The organism is Acinetobacter kookii (genome assembly GCF_900096895.1).
In the GTDB taxonomy this organism is placed as follows: Bacteria; Pseudomonadota; Gammaproteobacteria; order Pseudomonadales; family Moraxellaceae; genus Acinetobacter; species Acinetobacter kookii.
The window spans coordinates 189,119-206,751 of record NZ_FMYO01000002.1 but is presented as its reverse complement, the minus strand read 5'-3'; the positions used below and the strand labels follow the sequence as shown (position 1 = coordinate 206,751).

Genomic DNA, 17,633 nt, shown 5'->3' with positions numbered 1-17,633 from the left:
TGTTTCGCTCCTTCTTTGTGTTTAAAAATAGTGTATTCATACATTTTTATAGTCTAGTGAGGTCGGCTTCTAAGCTTTGTCATTTATGCAGTTGATGTGAATGCCAAACCTTAGGGGTCTCCACTAGAATAACTGTTCAAAAGAACTAGGAAAGAAAAATACATGTCAATGTTTAATATTGTTCGTAAAGAATTTCAATTTGGTCAACATCAAGTTGTACTAGAAACAGGTCGTGTTGCGCGTCAAGCCAACACCGTTCTGATTACTATGGGCGGTGTAACCGTACTGGTTGCCGTGGTTGCTCAACCGACTGCTAAAGCAGGTCAGGACTTTTTCCCACTGACTGTTAACTATCAAGAAAAACAATATGCTGCTGGTCGTATTCCGGGTGGTTACGGTAAACGTGAAGGCCGTGCGTCTGAATCTGAAACTTTAATTTCACGCTTGATCGACCGTCCAATCCGTCCATTGTTCCCAGAAGGTTACTACAACGAAATCCAGGTCACTGCGACTGTTGTATCTTCTGACAAGACAATGGAAGCTGACATCGCTGCAATGCTTGGTACTTCTGCTGCGCTTGCCATTGCAGGTACGCCTTTCCGTGGTCCAATCGGTGGTGCGCGCGTTGGTTTAATCAACGGTGAATACGTTCTTAACCCGAACAATGAACAGCTAAAAGAATCTGACCTTGACCTGGTGGTTGCGGGTACAGAATCTGCAGTATTGATGGTTGAATCTGAAGCGAAAGAACTTTCTGAAGACCAAATGTTGGGCGCTGTGCTTTTCGGTCATGACGAAATGCAAATTGCCATCCAAGCCATTAAAGAATTTGCTGCGGCTGCCGGTGCAACAGAATCGACTTGGACTGCTCCTACTAAAAACGAAGACCTTCGCGCGAAACTTAAAGAAGCGTTCGAAGCAAAAATTTCTGAAGCGTATACAATTGCAATTAAACAAGACCGTTATGCAGCATTGGATGCGCTTCAAGCTGAAGCAGTTGCTCAGTTCGTGCCAGAAAATGACGAAACTGGTATTGCAGATGACTTGAACGAACTGTTCGAAGATCTTAAATACCGTACCGTACGTGACAACATCTTGTCAGGTAAACCACGTATTGACGGTCGTGATACCAAAACCGTTCGTGCCCTTGACGTACAGGTTGGCGTTCTAGACCGTGCACACGGTTCTGCATTGTTCACACGTGGTGAAACTCAGGCCTTGGTAACAACGACTCTGGGTAATACACGTGATGCGTTGATGGTTGATACTCTTGCAGGTACAAAAACTGACAACTTCATGTTGCACTACAACTTCCCTGCATACTCTGTAGGTGAAACAGGTCGTGAATCTGGTCCTAAACGTCGTGAGATTGGTCACGGTCGTCTGGCGCGTCGTGGTGTTCAAGCAGTTCTTCCTGCAGCTGACCGCTTCCCGTACGTGATCCGTATTGTATCTGACATTACGGAATCGAACGGTTCATCTTCAATGGCTTCTGTATGTGGCGCTTCTTTGTCACTGATGGATGCAGGTGTTCCACTTAAAGCACCAGTTGCCGGTATTGCAATGGGTCTGGTCAAAGAAGGCGAGCGTTTCGCAGTGCTTTCTGACATCCTGGGTGATGAAGACCACCTTGGCGACATGGACTTTAAAGTTGCAGGTTCTGCAAACGGTATTACTGCACTTCAAATGGATATCAAGATTGAAGGTATCACTGAAGAGATCATGGAAGTTGCATTAAACCAGGCATATGCAGGTCGTATGCATATCCTGAATGCGATGAACCAGGTGATTTCACGTGCCCGTCCTGAAATTTCGATGCACGCGCCTACATTCCAGGTGATCAGCATCAACCCTGACAAGATCCGTGACGTGATTGGTAAAGGTGGCGCGACGATTCGTCAAATCACTGAAGAAACCAAAGCGGCAATCGACATTGAAGACAACGGTACAGTTCGCGTATTTGGTGAAACTAAAGCTGCTGCGATGGCTGCGGTTGCAAAAATCCAGGCGCTTACTGCTGAAATCGAACCAGGTACAATCTATACCGGTAAAGTGATCCGTATCGTTGAATTCGGTGCGTTTGTGAACATCCTTCCAGGTACTGACGGTTTGCTTCACATCTCTCAAATCTCGAACGAACGCATTGCCAATGTTTCAGACGTATTGTCTGAAGGTCAGGAAATCAAGGTTCAGGTTGCTGATGTCGACAACCGTGGTCGTATCAAACTGACCATGAAAGACATCGAACAAGCATAAGTGTTTGAGTTTCACATGACTAAGCTCATGTGAATCAAAACGATGAAAAGCCTTGAGCTTTGCCAAAGGAATTCCTTTGGTTGGCTCAGGGCTTTTTTGTGGGCAGTCATAAAATTTGATTTCAAATATGCCAATTCAATTGTATGTTATTGCTTAACACTTTCGCACCGCTGATAATTTTATGGCAGATTGAATTGGTGAAATTTCCATCAATTAGACAATAAGAAAGCACCCTAGAGAATTGTTGATATGCAGGTTTATTATTTCTACCAACATCCCACCGAACAGCATATTTTTGTACAAAAAGACCAAAATGCTACTGCTGAACCGGTCTTCCTGTGGATTGATTGCACTCGGGAAGATGTGGTAAATCGTGCGGATGAGTGGCAAAAAGAAATCTATCAATATACTCAGCTGATATTAAATGAATTTCATGTGAAAGATATTTTAAATCTGGAGCATCCCTGCAGCTTCGATACTCTGGAAGATTATGACCTGCTGATTTTCCGTAAACTGATCACTCCGGATGACGATATAAAAACCGGAGCACAAGCGCTGGAACAGCATGAAAAGATGTTTGGTCTAGCCACCACACCGGTGAGTTTTATCATGACGCCTCAGGTGCTGATTACGGTACGTGAACAAGGCAATAGGGCAGTTGAGAATTATATCTCACGGATAGAAATGAATTTTACCCGTTCTGTGCAAGAGCAAAACAAATCACGTAAAGTTTCTACTACACCTTTAGATTTGGCTTTACGCTTACTGAATAGCATTGTAGATGGCTATTTAGATTTGCGTGTACCTTTGACCCGACGTGTAGAGTTTTGGCAGCAAGAATTACTGCAGGGCCATCGCAGATTTACCAAATGGGATCAGTTATTACAGGAAAGCATGTCTTTTCAACAAGTGGAGAATCTCTGCGAAGAACAGATTGATACCTTACAAGAGCTACGCGATGAAATTGTCGATAATTACCCCCATTTAAAAGGCAAGAAAAAATCTGAACGGCAAGACATTATGCTGGTGCGGATGAATGATTTAGTTAGCCATGTTGAACGAATTCAAAAGCATACAGTTCGACTGCGTGCTTCCATTCAGGCAGCCATCGATTTGCATTTCTCTGCAATTGCCAACCAGACCAACGAAAATATGCGTATTCTGGCCATTATTACCGCAATATTTGCCCCTTTAACCTTATTGACTGGGGTGTATGGAATGAATTTTGAGTTTATTCCAGGCTTAAAATCTCCAACCGGGTTCTGGAGCATGCTGATTGTGATGCTGCTTACTACACTACTGCTGGTTTATTATTTTTATCGTCGCCATCTGGTGGGGCGTGGGGAAAAGAGCGTCATCGATTTACTGGCCCAACAGCATCAGGATCAACACGTGAACCTGTTCTGGTTTTTAAACTATCAGCCGATTAAGCAATCGGTCAAAGAAACCATGAAAGAAGTGGAAAAACTGACCAAGTTTAAATAGTAGGTCAGTTTTTATCATATTTTTATCCAGACTTACTGTGTTTGCTGTGCCATCAGTACAGCTCAATTAAATCCAGAATGGTCTTGGCCATTGGCTGTTTGCGACAAGATTACCCTGCTTGAGCATTCTGGGACAGAATTTTATAAATTTCATCTTTCATTTTAAGTTTCTTGCGCTTTAATGAATCAATATCATCATTAATTAAATTCACCGGATTAAGCTCCAGCTGGGCGATCTCCTTATCGAGTTCCTGATGACTCTCAAATATTTTTGCGAAATGAGGATCATCATGCCGTAGTTTATGGATCAATTCCTGATGTTCAGGAAACATTCTCTTCACTTTCTTATTGCATTCTTTGGTTTTCATAAGCCTAGATTATTCTCCAGCGTTGAATTTCAGAATAAAATAACCACCACATACCTGATCTATAAAAGGTACGGTGGAGACAGCAAAGTAGCCTTAATTGCCTTTTACATTTAAGTGCTTGACCTGTTTACGTAATTGTTGCACTTCATCAATCAAATCGAGCATCATTGCCACCGCAGAAAAGCTGGCATCGAAGTCGCGCTGCAAACGGTAGGCCCGACGTGCACGCGAAACATCATCACCAAAAAATTGATGAATTCTTTCTTCTGGACGCGTGTCCAGAATATCGTATTCAAGGAGTTGTAAAACCCATTCCGGACTTTGCCCGCACGCATCAGCAAAATGCTTTAAATCAAAACTGTAATGTTCATCAATGACATCTGCAGGATTAAACTCATCAGATATAATTTCACGATAATGAATAGTCGTCATGATGTTCTCCTTAATCATTGCGCGGCTTAAATGTTGCAAAAGCTTCGGAAAAAGCTTGATAAGCCTGCTGTTCATGTTCAGTTTGTGCAGCTGGATACACAATATTTAAAACCAGGTAGAGATGGCCGGGGACTTTGCTAGGAATCCCTTGGTCCTTAAGCCTTAACTGTTGACCGGTTTTGGCATTTTTAGGCACATTTACCTGAATTTTTTTACCTTCGGGCGTAGAGATTTCGATACTTTGCCCCAGTGCAGCTTCCCAGGGGGCAATATTCACGCTGTAATAAATATCGGCACCTTCTACTCGAATTTGAGCAGTATCCTTATAGTGAATTTCAATGTACAAATCCCCATTTTTGCCGCCATTAATGCCACTCTGACCTTGGCCATTCAGACGAATGTGTTGACCTTCTTTCATGCCTTTGGGGATTTTCACCTGCAAGGTCTTGCGTTGAACTTCAGGTTCTCCATAGGCATTTAAAGTGGGAATCTGCAAGGTAATCCGTTGGGTTGTACCGTGATAAGCAATTTCAGGATCAATTTCTATACTGGCATGCTGATCTTCGCCTTGATAACTGCGCTGTTGCTGTCTTTGCTGGTTCTGGTATTGATAGTTACTACCACCAAAACCCGAACCAAAACGTCCAAACAGATCTTCAAAGCCACTAAAACCGGAATGTTGCTGATTAAAGCCCTGCCGATAGAACTGGGTATTGTCAAAACCACCGGTTCCTGTCTGTGCCCCGGATTGATAAAAAGCTTCAGGATGATCCAGCTGAAAATCATATTCGGCTTTTTTTTCTTCGTTGCTTAAGGTGTCATAGGCAACATTAATGCTTTGCATCTTTTCTTCAGCATCACTCTCTTTGCTAACATCAGGATGGTATTTTCGGGCCAGTTTCCGGTAAGCTTTCTTTATTTGATCCTGTGTGGCATTGCGACTAATGCCAAGAACTTCGTAATGACTTTTAGACATAAATAAGAAGATAAAATTGATTATGTTTTAATCATTATTATGCCTTTCATAAATTTGAAACAGTATAGATCTGTACCTTATTGTTTCAAATCATGACAAAAAAGGCCCCTCAATAGGGACCTTCGAAAATTATGAATAAGATCAATGTTTAATCCAGGTCACGCTACGACCAATGACGGAAACGCCGACAAAACCACGAATGGTTAAACGCTTACCATTGCTGCTTAAACGAGCCTTGCCTTTGTAAACTTTGCCGCCAATCGGATCAAGTACGCGACCATTATTAAATTCGCGTGGATTATCTGGATTTTGTTTAAATCCCCAAATAAAAGGTAAGCCAATAAATGGTTTATTTTTTAAGTTGCCCGGACAGTTTGTACAGATGACCATCTTTTCTGTACCCGGCACATTCCGGGTTTCGACGATGATACCTTCATAGGTGCCATCCGGTTTTTTACTGATTTCTACATCGGCACGTGAATAACCAGTACGATCATCAATGGTTTTCCATTTGCCCACCAATGGATCATTTTCAGCAAAACTGAAAGATGAAACAGCAGCTAAAATTACCCCGGTCAAAATCCCTTTATATAAATTCTTCACTAATTCCCCCTGTTGAAATGAATGTTTTATATTTTTAGAGTAAAACGCCTAATTTATAGCGATAAGTATCTATAAAATCAAATGATTAAATTGCTAAATAAGTCACATAAATAAAGGGGAGTGTTGTGTGTTTTATTTTTTAATTTCCTTTTGATTAAAAAACACCCGAACTTGATATTAAAGATTTAAAATTTTATTCAATTAATATTTTACCGGAATGCAGAATATGGCTTTTCATGAGAAAAAATTATTACTTTTATGGGTTTTAATCATGAAATTTATCTTTTGATATATCTAAGTGAATAAAAAAGAATAATTTATGGATTGGCTATAGAGATGAATGTTGCACTGGATTTTGGGATTGTAAATGTGGAGGATGCACAAGTTTCTAACAGGACAGAGATAAAAACTTGTGCTGAATGAATAGCATGTTAATCCACTCTAATCCAGGAAACGGTCCGGCCGAGCAAACTGGCTCCAATAAAGCCGCGTAAGGTCAGGACATTGCCTCGTGTATTGAGACGTCCCTTACCTTGATAGACATGACCTGAAAGGGGATCAAGTACCTGACCATCAATAAATTCATCTGTCTTTTTAGGATTTTGCCTAAATCCTGACAAGATCGGTAAGCCAATCAGAGGGGCATTTTTGAGTGCACCTTTGCATTTTTCACAATGATCAATGGCGGTACGGTTTGGAATGGCATGGACCTGGATAATTGTTCCCAGATACCCTCCATTTTCTTTCTTGGTGATCAGAACGTCAGCACGGGCATATCCTGTTTTATCATCAATCGCTTTCCATGTACCCACTAAATCAAGGGCTTTTGCATGAATAAAAGGACAGGTCAGCAGTAATAATAGACTAAGCATTATTTTTGTGTTCATGTGGTCAATATTTCCAATTATTAATTTATTTTTATGCATTAAAAATAAAGCATTATTTGAGATTGTTCTGCTTTATTTTGAAATGAAATTTTACGCTAAAATATTTAAAATACAAGTGTAAAAAAATGAGGTAAAAAAGGATAAGAAAATAATGGATTTTATTTTTAATTTTTTGCGAAGATAAAAAAAGGACAGCGATTATAGCTGTCCTGATGTTGTTCACTTGAATAAAATCAACTGAGGTGTTTACCAAATAAACCAAAAGCTTCTTCGGCAGTAAATGTGTAGCGAGTGCTGCAGAACTGGCAATCCATGGTAATCGGATTCTGGAACTCTAAAGTTTCACGCACTGCCTCTACACCAATTTGAATCAGGGCATTGGCACAGCGTTCTTTAGAACAGGTACAGCCAAAGCTTAATCGTTCAGCTTCGGGTAAACGCACATCTTCTTCATTATATAAACGGTAAAGAATTTCAGTCGGTTCAAGATCTGTGAGTTCTTCGGCTTTTAAGGTTTCGGTCAGCATGGTGAGACGTGGCCAAAGGTCTTCATCCACACGTTGCTGCTCTTCTTCACTATTGCGTGGCAAGAGTTGAATCAGCAGACCGCCAGAGCGTTCAGTTGTACTCGCCAACACAATTTTTGTTGGAATTTGTGCTGATAAATCATAATACTGCATTAAACAGCCGGCCAAGGTATCATGCTCAAGCGCAATAATACCCTGATAGCGTTCACCAAATTCAGGCTCGATATTAATAAACAGTACCGGATTGACCAGGGCATTAAACACCGTGCTGCTGTTTTCCGCCTGAAAAAAACGCGGATCTTCTTCATAATCGGCTGATGCGCGTAACTGGCCTAAATGATTACATTCCGCCATTGCCCATTTGAAGGTGCCCGCTGCCTGAATTTGCAGGCTGATCCGGCCTTTAATTTTCAGGGTGCTCGCTAACAAGGCGGTAGCGCTGAGCATTTCCCCCAAAAGAATTTGAATGGCTTGCGGATAATCACGCTGCGCGAGAATTGTTTGCAAAACGCTTTCCAGATGGACGACTTCACCACGAATCGGGCAATTTTCAATATAAAAGCGTTGACGTAATTCAGACATAAATTTCTCCAATAGCCCGTGTTAATGGTGTCTATATTGTAAAACACAAGCTAGTTACTATCATCTCTTGTGACATCAATACGCTGATGTTCTAGACCGCGTTGTAAATTGACGCCAGTGGGTTCTTGACGAATTTGCGCATCACTTTCAAATAGATGTTCCAGTTCTGCCAGTGCATTACGATGGGTTTCATAAATTTTCTGTTCATCAGTATAAACCCGTTGCTGTTGAAGCAATAATTTCTCATCGTAATCACGGAACAGTTCAATACTCTTATACGCATCTTCTTCGCTGATCTCTAATTCACGTAAAGCGCGATAAGCCATGCCCAGCGAGGATAAATAGGTTTCACGCCAGATCTGTTCGACCCCCAAATCCCGCAGTAAATGCACATGATGGCGGTCTCGGGCGCGTACCAAAAGTTTCAGATTGGGATAGTTTAAACGAATATGGCGCGCCACATTCATGGAGTCTTCAATATCATCAATCGCCAGGACAAAAACTTTGGCGTGTTCAATGCCTGCGGAACGTAAAATATCGGGTTGTGTGGCATCACCATAGTATACCGTGCCGCCATAGTTGCGCACGAAATCGACTTTTTCCAGATTACTGTCAATGGCAGTAAAAGACTGGTGCTGTAAATGGGCAATACGGGCAATGATCTGTCCGAAACGGCCAAAGCCGGCAATGATCATCGGGTTGTGGATGTCTGGAATTTCATCATAGACCGGGGCTTTTTCTTTATCTATTAAAGGAATAATCCAGCTGCTGATGATCCAGTACAACATTGGGGTGAGTACCATGGAAAGGGTCACAATCAAGGTCAACGGCTCAAGCATGGCTTGAGTGAGTAATTTTTCACTCATTGCGACTTTCAGCACCACAAAGGCAAATTCACCGCCTTGAGCCAGACAGGTCGCAAGCAGCAAGCTGTTGCGCCATGAATAGTTTAGATAGCGGGCAATGGTCGTCAGGGTCACGCTTTTGACCAGCATTAAAATGAGTGCACCGCCAATAATCAGCCAGGGCATATCCACCAGCAGTGACAATTGTGTGGTCATGCCCACCGTCATGAAGAATAAGCCCAGCAGCAGCCCTTTAAACGGTGCAATACTGGCTTCAAGCTCATGTCGGAATTCAGAGTCGGCCAGCAACACCCCGGTTAAGAAAGCGCCGAGGGTCGTGCTGATGCCGAGCACATCCATCAATGCCACCACGCCCAGCACAATAAATAAACCGACGGCGGTAATCAGTTCATGTGCGCCACTTTTGGCCACAAAGCGGAAAAAAGGACGCATCATGTAGCGGCTAAACAGGAACAGGCCGCTAAAAGTTGCAATAATTGCAGCAAAATACGCCACCCCATGATGGGTCGATTCGGTACCCGCCAATAAGGGAATAATCGCCAAGAGCGGAATGGCCGCAATATCCTGGAACAATAAAATTGAAAAAGATTGTTGCCCGAAGGTGGTGTTGAGTTGCTGCTTTTCTGAAAGCAGCTGTAACACAAAGGCTGTGGAGGACAGTGCCAGCGCCATACCAATGACAAAGCTGGCAGAAAGGCTTTGGTTTAAGACAAAAAAAGTCAGGATGGCCAGAATCACCCCGGTAATCCCGACTTGCAGGCTGCCCATCAGGAAGATGGATTTGCGCATTTCCCACAGCCGTTGTGGACGCAGCTCCAGACCAATAATGAACATCAGCAAAATCACGCCAAATTCGGCCAGTTCCTGAATCGCTTCCGGATCACTGGCAATATTGAATACGCTGGGACCGAGCAGAATGCCTGTAAACAAATAGCCGAGTACCGTGGCAATGCCAAAACGCTTGGCGAGCGGCACTAAAAGTAGCGAAGCACCCAGAAAAATCGTAATTTGTAACAGTAGCGACATCGGTTCATCCTGGATTTTATTTTAATGTCAAAAAATTTAAGCAAAGCATGAACGTTGACTTAGCTTAATTCCTGAGGATCTATATCGAGGGTAAGTTTCATGGCTGAGGGCTTTTGATGCAACATATTTTGCCACCAGCCACGGATATAAAAGTGTAATCGGGCCCGGTCCTGTGACAACAGCACCATATGTGCCTGATAACGTCCGGCCTTACGTTCCATCGGGGCAGGAATCGGCCCCCAGACATCAATCAGGTTTTCCGAAGCCTGTCTTAAAGCCTGGGCATGCTGCTGTAAAAATTCCTGGTTCTGTTCCTGACTTTTCGATTCACAGCGAATTAAAGCGGCATAACGAAAAGGGGGCAATAAGGCAGCCTGACGTTCTTTTAAAGTCTGTCTGGCAAAATGTCGGTAATCCTTGTCAATTAAGGTATTTAATAGGGGGTGATCCGGTCTCAGGGTTTGCAAATAGACTTCACCTTTGCGTTCACCGCGTCCGGCACGCCCTGCAACCTGTACGATCAGCTGTGCCGTGCGTTCGGTGGCACGGAAATCGACACTGAGCAGGCCGGAATCAATATCTAAAATGGCCACTAAAGTGACATAGGGAAAATGATGTCCTTTGGCCAGCATTTGCGTCCCAAGCAGAACAACCGGTTCACTTTTTTGAATCTTGTCATAAATTTTTTGCCAGCTGCCGACCCGGCTGGTAGAATCGCGGTCGACCCGAATCACGTCGAAATGGGGGAACAGCTGTTGCAGGTTTTCTTCCACTTGGGCGGTACCGAGACCAATCGGCTTTAATTCACTATGGTTGCACTGCGGACATTGCTCGGGCAGACGGTGAATGCTGCCACAGTGATGACAATGCAAATGCTGATAAGGCTGGCGATGCACGGTAAAGTTGGCATCACAATGCGGACATTTGGCTTGCCAGGCACAGCTTTCACAAATCAGCACCGGGGCATAACCACGACGGTTTAAAAACACCAGCACCTGTTCTTTTCTATCCAGACGTTTTTGAATTTCATCAATCAGGCTTTGGCTTATGCCATTCTGTTTTTGCGCAATTTTCAGGTCAATCAGATGAATCTTTGGCATGACGGCCGCACCGGCACGCTGATTCAGTTCTAAACGGGTCATTTTCCCCATTTCAACCAGCGCATAGCTGTCAATACTCGGTGTCGCCGAGCCTAAAATAATCGGACAGTTTTCCAGATGGGCACGGTACATCGCGACATCACGGGCATGGTAACGAAAGCCTTCCTGCTGCTTAAACGACAGGTCGTGTTCTTCATCCAGAATGATCAGCCCCAGATTTGGCAGCGGCGTATAAATGGCTGAACGGGTCCCTAAAATAATCGAAGCCTTGCCAGTTTGTGCAGCCTGCCAGGCTTGCAGGCGCTTGGAATCATTCAGTCCTGAATGCAGCAGTACAATGTTGCCATGAAAACGTGACTGGAACCGGCTGATGGTCTGCGGGGTCAGGCCAATTTCAGGCACTAAAACCAGGACCTGTTTGCCCTGTTTCAGCACCTCTTGCATGATTTGCAAATACACTTCGGTTTTACCGCTTCCGGTCAAGCCATCCAGTAAAAAGGCCTGATATTTTTTCTGGGCTTTCAACACCTGTTGAATGGCTTTTTTCTGATCTTCATTGGCGGTTAAGGGCATTTGTGCCAGTGTGACCGGTTGAGGGCGAAAGTCCTGATGTTCCAGAATGCATTGTACAACCGCCTTCTTTTCCAGCGCTTTGAGTGTCGCCGTTTCAATTCCGGCTAAATTTAAAATATTTTCTGTGGTGCCTTGAGGATGTAATTTCAGCACTTTATAGGCTTGTTGCTGTTTTTCAGAGCGTGTCAGCTTGTCTTCAGCATGTAAATCTAGAACTTTCCACATGCGGGCCAATAAATTATAGGGTTTGCCCTGACGTAAAAATGTCGGCAGGGCGCTTTGAAAAACTTCGCCAACCGGAAATTGATAATATTGCGCGGACCAGGTGAGCAAGCTTAAAATTTTTTGATCCAACAGCGCTTGGTCATCCAGCAGTTCAGTGATGGCTTTGAGCTTAAAACGCGGATCAATCGGGGTATCGGCCGTTAATTTTTCAACAATAATGCCCACCAGATTTTGCCGTCCAAACGACACGGCCACACGTGCCCCAACTTCAGCTTGCCGATATTGTTCAGCCGTTAAGGTGTAGTCAAAACAGTCATAGAGATGTACGGGTACGGCAACACGAATGCGATAAATGTCGGCTGGAGTCGATGGTGTATTTGGCATAAATAAAGGTCAAATGGTCCTGATCAAATTTCGTCGTGCTAAGGATAGAGTTATGTTAGAGTGAGCAAATCATTTATGTATAAGAATATGAATGATTTTGGTGGTCAGACGCAACCGCGCTGAAGCAAATTTTAGAAAATTAGAGCATCACAATGCCTGCATATCAATTTACTGCCATTGATGCTTCAGGGAAGCAGCAAAAAGGCGTGTTAGAGGGTGATTCAGCACGTCAAATCCGTCAACAGCTCAGAGACAAAGCGCTTATTCCTGTGACGGTTGATCCTGTGGAGCAAAAAGATAAGCATAACTCAAAACGCTGGTTTCAGAAAAAAATCACGGCTTATGATCTGGCCCTGTTTACCCGTCAGCTTTCAGTTCTGGTGGCAGCCGGAATTCCTTTAGAAGAAGCGCTGCGGGCGGTAGGCAAGCAAAATGAAAAAGCCCATGTGCAAAACCTGTTGATGTCGGTGCGTTCCAAAGTGATGGAGGGGCATTCACTGGCGAACGCCCTGCAGCAGGCCGGACGCTTACCAGATTTATATATTGCCACCATTGCAGCGGGCGAACGCTCGGGACATCTCGATTTAATTCTGGATCAGCTGGCCGATTACACCGAGAACCGCTTTGCCATGCAAAAGAAAGTGCAGGGTGCGATGATTTATCCGGTTATTCTCATGCTGATGTCCTTTGCCATTGTGATGGGGCTGATGACGTATGTGGTGCCCGACATCGTCAAGACTTTTGATCAGAGCAAGGAGGCATTGCCCTGGATTACGGTCGTGCTGATGAAAGCCAGTGATTTTATTCGTGTGGCTTGGCCGTTTTTGCTGATAGCCAGTGTGCTGGGTTTTATCACTTTGCTTCGTTTTTTAAGAACATCCGCCGGGCATTATGCGTTTGATCGTTTAACGCTCAAATTGCCATTATTGGGTAAATTATCACGTGGTATAAATGCAGCACGTTTTGCCAGCACCTTATCCATTTTAACCCAGTCTGGCGTGCCTTTGGTGGATGCGCTTAAAATTGGCGCCGCGGTGAGTAATAACTGGGTCATCCGCGATTCGGTCAATTTGGCCGCCGAGCGAGTCACCGAAGGGGGCAACCTCGCGACACAACTGGAACGTAGTGGTTATTTCCCACCGATGATGGTACAAATGATCAAAAGTGGCGAAGCATCGGGCGAGCTGGATCGAATGTTAGAGCGTGCCTCGACCATGCAGGATCGGGAAGTGACCACACTGATTTCTACTTTGCTGGCATTGCTTGAGCCTTTGATGCTGGTCTTGATGGCAAGTATTGTGCTGGTGATCGTGATTGCAGTGATGCTGCCAATTGTGAATATGAATAATATGATTTAAATAGAAATAGAGTAAATTCTACGAAAAATCGAAAGTGAATCAAACTTTCTAAAGATGAATGAGAGAAATTGAATGAAAAAGACTGAACCGGTTGTGAATGAAATCTCCTCCTCAAGCACAGCTTTCGGACTTGCGGCACGCTCGAGTGGCACTCGAATGAATCGTGCCTCAGGCTTTACCCTCATTGAAGTGATGGTGGTGATTGTAATTTTAGGTGTATTGGCTGCACTGATTGTTCCTAATGTGATGGGGCGCGGTGAAAAAGCCAAGGTTGATACCACTTCCATTACCTTGAAAGGCGTTGCCGGGGCTTTAGACCAATACAAACTGGATAATGGGAAATATCCGTCCATGCAAGATGGCGGTTTAGATGCCTTGGTAAATCAGCCGGCTTCGGCTAAAAACTGGATGCAGGGCGGTTATGTCAAAGGGGGTTATCCGAAAGACAGCTGGGACAATGATATTCAATATGTGATTCCCGGTGCTGAAGGTCGGGCATTCGATTTATATTCTTTTGGCGCCGACGGTAAAGAAGGCGGTGAAGATACCGATGCCGATATTTATTATCAGCCTTAATTAAAAATCCTTAATTATTTTAAGGGTATAAAATATATCACTTCACTTCATCTGGTTATTCAATAGAGGATGAAGTGATAATAAATCTTAATTATAAAATATATATTAAGATATTGAATTTAAAACAAATTATATAATAATCATGATTTAAGGGTTATAATAAGAATGATTCCCATATTTATTGATTACAATAATTGTAAAGTATCCAGATACATAGTCTTTTTATTTAATTAAAACTGAGCATAATATTCTTAAAGGCATTTTTTAGCCAAGGAGAATAGAATGAAAGCATTTATAATATCGGATGAAATTAACCAATTTCATTGGACCATGCTCAAGTCTGTTCTTTTAATTTTGAGCTTACTTCCCATCAGTCAAGGCATTTTAAACTTATGGAATGCGACGGAAGGCAGTAGCCAGATTATGGTCGGATTTTTTGCCATCAGTTTATTCAGTGCCCTGTTTGTACTGTGCTTTTGGTCTGCATTAAAAGCGACTGTATTAAGATTAAAACAAGAACAGTCTTCAGTTTTAGAACAAAGTATAGTGAGCATTTATCGTTACATTCCCATGTTGTTTTTAGCAAGCATGATTTCTTATCTCGTCACACAATTATAAAATCCAGTGCATAAAAAAACCGAGATAAATATCTCGGTTTTTTTATTACTTTTAAAAGGCTCCACCCTTTGAAAAAGGGAGGTTGGGTGGGGTTTGTTGGGGCTTGTGAAAATATTTAATCCCCCTCCTTGCGCAGTGTACTGCTCACCTTTTCGAAAGGGGGACTGTTTCTCCCTTGAAGAAGGGAGCTCAGATGGAAGTTCAACGCCGTGATTTAAACGAAACATCCACCTTACGTGGGCGGAAGCGCCAACCCAGCAGTAATAGTAATAATGACACAATCAATACTGGCCAATCACTGAAGCGCATATACAGGGTTTCACCCTGCATCGCAGGCAGTTCCCCACGAAGAATCGCACTTTGATCGGTCGGTGCCTGTTTGACAATATGTCCGTGATGATCGATAAAGGCCGTCACCCCGGTATTGGTTGCACGAATAAACCAGCGTCCATTTTCTTTGGCACGCATCTGTACCATCTGCAAATGCTGCCAAGGTCCCGCCGTTCCAGTAAACCAGGCATCATTGGATACAGTGACCAAGTAATCACTTTGACTGGCATTGCGACGGGTCAGGTTGGGATAAGCCACTTCATAGCAAATGGCCGCACCCAGTGCATGATTTTTCACATTTAACGGTTTCTGGTCGCGTGCTCCGCGAGAAAAACCGCTCATGGACGGATCATTTTGCAATGCAGGCAGTACCCAGCTGAGCCAGCCAGATAAAGGCACATACTCACCAAAAGGAACCAGACGCTGTTTTTTATACAGGCCGTTCGATTCATCACCGCTTGCCATAATGCTGTTGTAGTACATCGGGTGTTGTTCAATTTGTGATTCTTTCAAATCCCAGTAGGGGATACCCGTCACCCACGCTGTTCCGGTTTTATTGGCCTGAACTTTCATGGCATCTAAAAACGGTTCAATATCCGTCTGGAACATCGGAATGGATGACTCTGGCCAGACGATCAGATCCCGTCCCCATTCGGTCCGGCTTAGATTGGCATAGATCATCAAGGTTTTGATCTGGTATTCGGTCAGCCATTTCAGGTCTTGCGGAATATTGCCCTGAATCAGGGAAACGGAAAGCGATTTTTCAGCTTTTTTTTCAACAAATTGAAGATAAGAAGCTCCCCAGGCACCCAGCAGCAAGATGGCTGAGGGGATGATCCAGAACACTCGCTTATTCAGAATTTCCACCAGCGCACAGGCCAGTATAATCACCACAAACGATACACCGAAAATACCGAATAAGGGCGCATAGCTATCCAGGAAACGTTCGGTAAAGGCATAACCGACAAATAGCCAGGGAAAACCGGTAAATACCCAGGTTTTGGCCCACTCGAAGAATATCCACAGCGGTGCAAAAGTCAGGGGTGTTTCTGGGAAAAAGCGCCGATAGATCCAGGTTTGCAGCGCGGTAAATAGCCCCATCACCAAGGCCATGAAGGCAATCATCAGTACGCTTAAGAAAGCACTGGTATCCCCATAAACATGGATTGAGGTATACAGCCAGAAGGCCCCGACAAACCACAAGCCAAAGCCATAAGCCCAGCCAATGAAAAAAGCCTGTGGAGCAGAGCGTTTACGCAGCGAAGCATAGAGCAAAGCTGGAGACAATATGGCCAGCCACCAGTAATAATAAGGTGCCAGTGCAAAACTGAACACGGCCCCTGAAAAAAGCGAAATTAAAAAGGGATAAATAAAAGGGAGCTGCTTGTGTTGTTGAGATGAATTTAACAGCTTATCAAAGTAAGTTCTCATTTACGGACAGCTCGAATCAGATGAATAGTACGTGCATCTGCTTCTAAAATGGTAAATTCCCAATTTTCAAGTTCAATCACTTGACCTTGTAAATCGCTGACTAGACCCATTTCTTGAAGCAATAAACCGCCGACAGTTTCTACTTCATCATCGGAAAAATCAGCATCTAAAACATTGTTAAAGTGTTCAATTGGTGTAAGTGCCTGAACCAGCCAGGTATTCGCCGTGTGCGGATCGTTATCGGGAATAATGTACTGGGCTTCTTCATCCACCTTGTCGTGTTCGTCTTCAATTTCACCGACAATTTCTTCCAGAATGTCTTCTAAAGTGACCAGACCTGAAGTCGTGCCATATTCATCAATCACCACTGCAATATGGGTCTGGGTGTTTTTCAACATCCGCATGACCTGATCGGAACGGGCGCTTTCCGGCACAAACAGCGGTTGGCGCATTAAGGCGCGAATATCCACTTTGGAGGTAGGTTCGGTCAGGAAAGGCAACAGATCTTTGGCCAATAAAATGCCGACTACATTATCCGGTTGATCAGATGAAAAAACAGGAAAACGTGAATGTGCAGATTCTACCAGGACATGCAGAATATCGAGCAGCTGATCATCTTCTTGCAAGCTGATCATGGCGGTTCGTGGGGTCATGACCTCACGAATCTTGGTTGCCGGAAGGTCAAGCACGCCTTCAAGCATGGCAACAGTATCGGGTTCTAAAAAACGACGTGAATCTTGTACTAATTTTAACAGTTCGTCGCGAGTTTCGGGTGCTGTACTTAGCCATTTGCGTAAGCCGCGCATGCCCCACGACGGGCCTGATTCCTCGTGCATGATCTTTCCTAAAGACGCTTAATATCTAAAAAATGTAATTTTAATCATACCGTAGAAAATACAGTTGTCTATCGCTAATCTTCATCTAAATCAGAGTTAATTAGGTCATAAAATCAGGCTATCTCCTTCATTTTCCAGCATATCACCGGACCTTTATGTTTATGCTAAAATAACCGCAGATTTTAAACCTGAGTT

The 17,633-nt window shown here is 43.6% G+C and carries 15 protein-coding genes; 5 read left to right on the top strand and 10 right to left on the bottom strand.

What is annotated here, in order from left to right:
* The first annotated feature begins 168 nt into the window (after nucleotides 1-168).
* A complete protein-coding gene (pnp, locus tag BLP85_RS05605; protein ID WP_171259666.1) occupies nucleotides 169-2,256 on the top strand; it encodes a polyribonucleotide nucleotidyltransferase in 2,088 nt (695 codons plus the stop codon).
* A 249-nt stretch (nucleotides 2,257-2,505) separates the two neighbouring features.
* Nucleotides 2,506-3,741, top strand: a complete 1,236-nt coding sequence (locus BLP85_RS05600) for a magnesium transporter CorA family protein (RefSeq protein ID WP_092819147.1) — start codon at nucleotides 2,506-2,508, stop codon at nucleotides 3,739-3,741.
* Nucleotides 3,742-3,850: 109 nt separating this feature from the next.
* Here the strand turns inward: BLP85_RS05600 and BLP85_RS05595 are convergent, their stop codons facing one another.
* The 8 genes from BLP85_RS05595 to BLP85_RS05560 form a co-directional block, all read right to left on the bottom strand.
* Nucleotides 3,851-4,108, bottom strand: a complete 258-nt coding sequence (locus BLP85_RS05595) for a YdcH family protein (protein WP_092819146.1) — start codon at nucleotides 4,106-4,108, stop codon at nucleotides 3,851-3,853.
* A gap of 93 nt (nucleotides 4,109-4,201) precedes the next feature.
* A complete protein-coding gene (locus BLP85_RS05590) occupies nucleotides 4,202-4,540 on the bottom strand; it encodes a chaperone modulator CbpM (RefSeq protein ID WP_092819145.1) in 339 nt (112 codons plus the stop codon).
* A gap of 10 nt (nucleotides 4,541-4,550) precedes the next feature.
* Complete coding sequence (locus BLP85_RS05585) at nucleotides 4,551-5,516, bottom strand: DnaJ C-terminal domain-containing protein (protein ID WP_092819144.1); 966 nt, start codon at nucleotides 5,514-5,516, stop codon at nucleotides 4,551-4,553.
* 141 nt (nucleotides 5,517-5,657) lie between these two features.
* On the bottom strand, nucleotides 5,658-6,119 hold the full coding sequence (locus BLP85_RS05580) for a DUF2147 domain-containing protein (RefSeq protein ID WP_092819143.1): 462 nt from the start codon (nucleotides 6,117-6,119) through the stop codon (nucleotides 5,658-5,660).
* Nucleotides 6,120-6,550: 431 nt separating this feature from the next.
* A complete protein-coding gene (locus BLP85_RS05575; protein ID WP_228143247.1) occupies nucleotides 6,551-6,991 on the bottom strand; it encodes a DUF2147 domain-containing protein in 441 nt (146 codons plus the stop codon).
* Between the two features lie 248 nt (nucleotides 6,992-7,239).
* The gene (gene hslO, locus BLP85_RS05570; RefSeq protein WP_092819141.1) at nucleotides 7,240-8,115 is read right to left on the bottom strand and encodes an Hsp33 family molecular chaperone HslO; all 876 of its coding nucleotides are present in this window, start codon (nucleotides 8,113-8,115) and stop codon (nucleotides 7,240-7,242) included.
* A 50-nt stretch (nucleotides 8,116-8,165) separates the two neighbouring features.
* Nucleotides 8,166-10,007 carry a monovalent cation:proton antiporter-2 (CPA2) family protein gene (locus BLP85_RS05565; protein ID WP_092819140.1) on the bottom strand — a complete coding sequence of 614 codons (1,842 nt, stop codon included), beginning with the start codon at nucleotides 10,005-10,007 and terminating at the stop codon, nucleotides 8,166-8,168.
* Between the two features lie 59 nt (nucleotides 10,008-10,066).
* The gene (locus BLP85_RS05560) at nucleotides 10,067-12,289 is read right to left on the bottom strand and encodes a primosomal protein N' (protein ID WP_092819139.1); all 2,223 of its coding nucleotides are present in this window, start codon (nucleotides 12,287-12,289) and stop codon (nucleotides 10,067-10,069) included.
* A gap of 152 nt (nucleotides 12,290-12,441) precedes the next feature.
* Between BLP85_RS05560 and gspF the strand changes: the two genes are divergently transcribed.
* The 3 genes from gspF to BLP85_RS05545 all read left to right on the top strand — a co-directional run bounded on the left by gspF (nucleotide 12,442) and on the right by BLP85_RS05545 (nucleotide 14,841).
* Entirely contained in the window at nucleotides 12,442-13,647 is a 1,206-nt protein-coding gene (gene gspF / locus BLP85_RS05555; RefSeq protein ID WP_092819138.1) for a type II secretion system inner membrane protein GspF, read from the top strand.
* Nucleotides 13,648-13,719: 72 nt separating this feature from the next.
* Complete coding sequence (gene gspG / locus BLP85_RS05550; RefSeq protein ID WP_092819137.1) at nucleotides 13,720-14,223, top strand: type II secretion system major pseudopilin GspG; 504 nt, start codon at nucleotides 13,720-13,722, stop codon at nucleotides 14,221-14,223.
* A gap of 282 nt (nucleotides 14,224-14,505) precedes the next feature.
* Nucleotides 14,506-14,841: a hypothetical protein gene (locus tag BLP85_RS05545; protein ID WP_092819136.1), complete on the top strand. Its 336-nt coding sequence runs from the start codon at nucleotides 14,506-14,508 to the stop codon at nucleotides 14,839-14,841.
* A gap of 201 nt (nucleotides 14,842-15,042) precedes the next feature.
* Here the strand turns inward: BLP85_RS05545 and lnt are convergent, their stop codons facing one another.
* On the bottom strand, nucleotides 15,043-16,602 hold the full coding sequence (gene lnt / locus BLP85_RS05540; RefSeq protein ID WP_092819135.1) for an apolipoprotein N-acyltransferase: 1,560 nt from the start codon (nucleotides 16,600-16,602) through the stop codon (nucleotides 15,043-15,045).
* The gene (locus tag BLP85_RS05535; RefSeq protein WP_092819134.1) at nucleotides 16,599-17,438 is read right to left on the bottom strand and encodes an HlyC/CorC family transporter; all 840 of its coding nucleotides are present in this window, start codon (nucleotides 17,436-17,438) and stop codon (nucleotides 16,599-16,601) included. The genes lnt and BLP85_RS05535 overlap by 4 nt, the downstream gene beginning before the upstream one ends.
* Nucleotides 17,439-17,633: the final 195 nt, after the last annotated feature.

Excerpts from the sequence above, each read along its gene's own strand:
- BLP85_RS05590 (WP_092819145.1), bottom strand. The coding sequence starts at position 4,540 with ATGACGACTATTCATTATCGTGAAATTATATCTGATGAGTTTAATCCT.
- lnt (WP_092819135.1), bottom strand. The coding sequence starts at position 16,602 with ATGAGAACTTACTTTGATAAGCTGTTAAATTCATCTCAACAACACAAG.
- BLP85_RS05595 (WP_092819146.1), bottom strand. The coding sequence starts at position 4,108 with ATGAAAACCAAAGAATGCAATAAGAAAGTGAAGAGAATGTTTCCTGAA.
- BLP85_RS05560 (WP_092819139.1), bottom strand. The coding sequence starts at position 12,289 with ATGCCAAATACACCATCGACTCCAGCCGACATTTATCGCATTCGTGTT.
- pnp (WP_171259666.1), top strand. The coding sequence starts at position 169 with ATGTTTAATATTGTTCGTAAAGAATTTCAATTTGGTCAACATCAAGTT.
- gspG (WP_092819137.1), top strand. The coding sequence starts at position 13,720 with ATGAAAAAGACTGAACCGGTTGTGAATGAAATCTCCTCCTCAAGCACA.
- BLP85_RS05585 (WP_092819144.1), bottom strand. The coding sequence starts at position 5,516 with ATGTCTAAAAGTCATTACGAAGTTCTTGGCATTAGTCGCAATGCCACA.
- hslO (WP_092819141.1), bottom strand. The coding sequence starts at position 8,115 with ATGTCTGAATTACGTCAACGCTTTTATATTGAAAATTGCCCGATTCGT.
- gspF (WP_092819138.1), top strand. The coding sequence starts at position 12,442 with ATGCCTGCATATCAATTTACTGCCATTGATGCTTCAGGGAAGCAGCAA.
- BLP85_RS05575 (WP_228143247.1), bottom strand. The coding sequence starts at position 6,991 with ATGCTTAGTCTATTATTACTGCTGACCTGTCCTTTTATTCATGCAAAA.
- BLP85_RS05535 (WP_092819134.1), bottom strand. The coding sequence starts at position 17,438 with ATGCACGAGGAATCAGGCCCGTCGTGGGGCATGCGCGGCTTACGCAAA.
- BLP85_RS05545 (WP_092819136.1), top strand. The coding sequence starts at position 14,506 with ATGAAAGCATTTATAATATCGGATGAAATTAACCAATTTCATTGGACC.
- BLP85_RS05600 (WP_092819147.1), top strand. The coding sequence starts at position 2,506 with ATGCAGGTTTATTATTTCTACCAACATCCCACCGAACAGCATATTTTT.
- BLP85_RS05565 (WP_092819140.1), bottom strand. The coding sequence starts at position 10,007 with ATGTCGCTACTGTTACAAATTACGATTTTTCTGGGTGCTTCGCTACTT.